Source organism: Brevundimonas sp., from assembly GCF_032017145.1.
GTDB lineage: Bacteria > Pseudomonadota > Alphaproteobacteria > Caulobacterales > Caulobacteraceae > Brevundimonas.
On the sequence record NZ_DALZQC010000184.1, the window covers coordinates 1 to 3103 of the forward strand.

The following is a 3103-nucleotide window of genomic DNA, read 5'->3' on the forward strand; positions in this document are numbered from 1 at the left end:
TGACCTGGGGCGGTCAGTTCGAGAACCTCAAACGGGCCGAACAACGGCTGGGCCTCGTCATTCCGATCGTCTTCGTCCTGATCGGGGTGTTGCTGTTCATGGCCCTGGGGTCGTTTGCGGAGGCCGGACTTGTCTTCGCCTGCGTACCCCTTGCCCTAATCGGCGGCGCCCTGGCGCTGCTCTTGCGGGGGATGCCGTTCTCGGTGTCTGCGGCCGTCGGGTTCATTGCCGTCTCGGGCGTGGCGACCCTGAACGGGCTTGTCCTGATGCAGGCCATACGCGAGCGGTTGCAGGCTGGTCTCGCGCCTCGGGATGCGGCGATCGAAGGCGCATCCAGCCGGCTGCGGGCGGTGTTGACGACGGCCTTCGTCGCCATCGTCGGCTTCATCCCGATGGCGATCGCCCATGGGGCGGGAGCCGAGGTTCAAAAGCCTCTGGCGACCGTCGTCATCGGCGGCCTTCTTACTGCGACTGCCTTGACCCTGCTGGTTCTGCCGACCTTCGCGGCCAAGGCGGTGCGTCACCGCAAGGACGAGGGGGTCGAGGATTGATTGCTCGCAATCAGGACGACCGTCAGCAGGGGCGCACCCTGCTGACGGTTCTCGCGCTCAACGCGGGCCTGGCGGTCGCGCTCGGAGTCGGCGGATGGTCTGCCGACTCCAGCGCCCTGCTGGCCAACGCCGTCGACAACGCCTCGGACGCCGCCGTCTATCTGATCAGCTTCCTCGCGATTGGCCGGGCCGGCTCGTGGAAGCGGGGCGCAGCGCGCTTCTCGGGCGTCATGCTCCTCATCTTCGGCGCCGGCGTCCTTCTGGACGCCGGCCGCCGATTCCTCGTCGGAACAGAACCGATCGGGCCGACCATGATGGGGCTCGCGATCGTCGCGGCGATCATCAACCTCATCTGCCTGCAGTTGATCCGCCGCCAGCATAGCGGCGACGTCAACATGAAGGCCGCCGAGACTTTCAGCTTCAACGATTTCGCCTCCAACGGGGGCATCCTTATCGCAGGAGGACTGGTGCTTTGGCTCGGCCAGGCGTGGCCGGATCTCGTAGTCGGGGTGCTCGTAGCCGCTATCGCACTCAAGGGTGGCATCGACATTCTGCGCGACGCGGCGCGTGATGGTCCGGGTGAGGAGAAGGCGCAATGATGCGGCGTCGTTCCTCCGATGATCTCTCCGGCGTCTCGAAAGCCGTCAACACCGATCAGTCCGGCCCGCCGTCCCTTGAAGCCACCGGCGGATCATCGATCGACATTCAATCCGTCCAACGGTGGCGCAAGGCGGGCATTGTCGTCGGCGGGCTGGTTCTCGTTGTCTGCGCGGCGCTCTTCACATCCTGGCCCGTGCTCGAGCATCCGGTCGAGCATCTGGGTCTGATCGCCATCATGGTCTGCATCATCGGCCGGGCTTGGTGTTCCCTCTACATAGGCGGTCGGAAGAAGCAGGAAATCGTCTCCGCAGGACCATATTCAGTCAGCCGCAATCCGCTCTACGTTTTCAGCTTCATCGGCGCGTTTGGCATCGGCGCCCAATCCGGCAGCCTCAGCGTCGGCCTGATTTTCGCTCTTGCCTGTTGGGCGGTGTTCCGGATCGTGGTCGGTCGCGAGGAACGCTACCTCTCCGACACGTTCGGAAACGACTACCAAGCTTACCGCGAGCGCACCCCCCGGTTCCTGCCCAAGCCCTCCCTCTGGCGGGACGAGGCGGAAGTCCTGATCCGGCCTGTCTTCTTCGTCCGTACGGTGCGCGACGGCTTCGTCTTCCTCCTCGCGCTTCCGCTTTTCGAGGCGCTCGAACAACTTCAGCGGCTCAGCGGCTTCAACGCCGTCTTGCCCCTGCCTTGAGGTTGGGAGGAGCGGGATGACGACCTGCAAGCGGACGACGCCAGAGCCAAGCAGCAGTATGCGCCGCCGCCACCCAGGTCGTGATCCCGCCCTCTCGATCGCGTCGGTCGCCGAGAGCGGCCGCCATAGCCGACCCGCAAGGGCCGCCCCCCAGCCGGAACTCTGTTCATGACCACCAGCACAACACGACCGGACCATGCCGAAAGCGAGTCCGACGACCACCGTCACGGCGGCCTTCTCGGTTCCAATACCGAGCTGATTTTCGCCCTCGCCAGCGGCCTCGCCCTGGGCTTTGGATTCGCCCTGGAAAAGCTTGCGACAGGCCTTCCGGGCTGGATCCCCATCGCCCTCTTCGTCGTCGCCTACATCTTCGGGGGCTTCTTCACGGTGCGAGAAGCGTTCGAGAACCTCCGCCAGAAGCGCTTCGAGATCGACACCCTGATGCTCGTTGCTGCCGCAGGCGCGGCGGCGCTCGGGGCCTGGGCCGAAGGCGCCCTCCTGCTGTTCCTGTTCAGCATTGGCCATGCGCTCGAACATTACGCCATGGGCCGCGCCAAGCGCGCGATCGAGGCCCTCGCCGAGTTGGCTCCCCGGACCGCCCATGTGCGACGCGACGGACAGGTGGTCGAACTGCCTGTCGAAGATCTGGTCGTCGGCGATACCGTAGTGGTGCGTCCAAACGAACGACTGCCCGCTGATGGCTTTGTCGTGGTCGGGGCCACAAGTATCAACCAGGCCCCCGTCACTGGCGAAAGCATGCCGGTCGACAAGCAGCCGGTCCCGGACGCCGCCGCGGCGCGCGAGCGGCCGGCCCAGGTCGGATCGGCGTCCCTCGTCTTCGCGGGCACGATCAATGGCTCAGGCGCCATCGAGATTGAGACGACCCGCACATCGAGCGACACGACCCTGGCCAAGGTGGTCCGGATGGTGAGTGAGGCCGAGACGCAGAAGTCGCCGACCCAGCGCTTTACGGACAGGTTCGAGCGCATCTTCGTGCCCGCTGTTCTGGCGCTGGCCTTCGTCCTGCTGTTCGCCTGGGTCGTCGTCGAGGAACCCTTCCGCGACAGTTTCTACCGGGCGATGGCGGTTCTCGTCGCCGCCAGCCCTTGCGCGCTCGCGATCGCCACGCCGAGCGCTGTCCTGTCCGGGGTCGCTCGAGCAGCGCGTGCAGGCGTCCTGATCAAGGGGGGCGCACCCCTTGAAAACCTCGGCTCGCTCAACGCCATCGCCTTCGACAAGACCGGCACCCTGACCGAGG

Annotated in this window: 4 protein-coding genes; all 4 read left to right on the forward strand. The window is 65.8% G+C overall.

Features of this window, described 5'->3' with window-relative positions:
• Positions 1 to 551, forward strand: a 551-nt coding sequence (locus RTU05_RS17560) for an efflux RND transporter permease subunit (RefSeq protein WP_312599588.1), incomplete at its 5' end; no start/stop codon positions are given.
• The gene (locus RTU05_RS17565; protein WP_134581252.1) at positions 548 to 1150 is read left to right on the forward strand and encodes a cation transporter; all 603 of its coding nucleotides are present in this window, start codon (positions 548 to 550) and stop codon (positions 1148 to 1150) included. The genes RTU05_RS17560 and RTU05_RS17565, both read left to right, overlap by 4 nt.
• Positions 1147 to 1845 carry an isoprenylcysteine carboxylmethyltransferase family protein gene (locus tag RTU05_RS17570; RefSeq protein ID WP_244093366.1) on the forward strand — a complete coding sequence of 233 codons (699 nt, stop codon included), beginning with the start codon at positions 1147 to 1149 and terminating at the stop codon, positions 1843 to 1845. The genes RTU05_RS17565 and RTU05_RS17570 overlap by 4 nt, the downstream gene beginning before the upstream one ends.
• 168 nt (positions 1846 to 2013) lie before the next feature.
• Positions 2014 to 3103, forward strand: a 1090-nt coding sequence (locus RTU05_RS17575) for an HAD-IC family P-type ATPase (RefSeq protein WP_312599589.1), incomplete at its 3' end; no start/stop codon positions are given.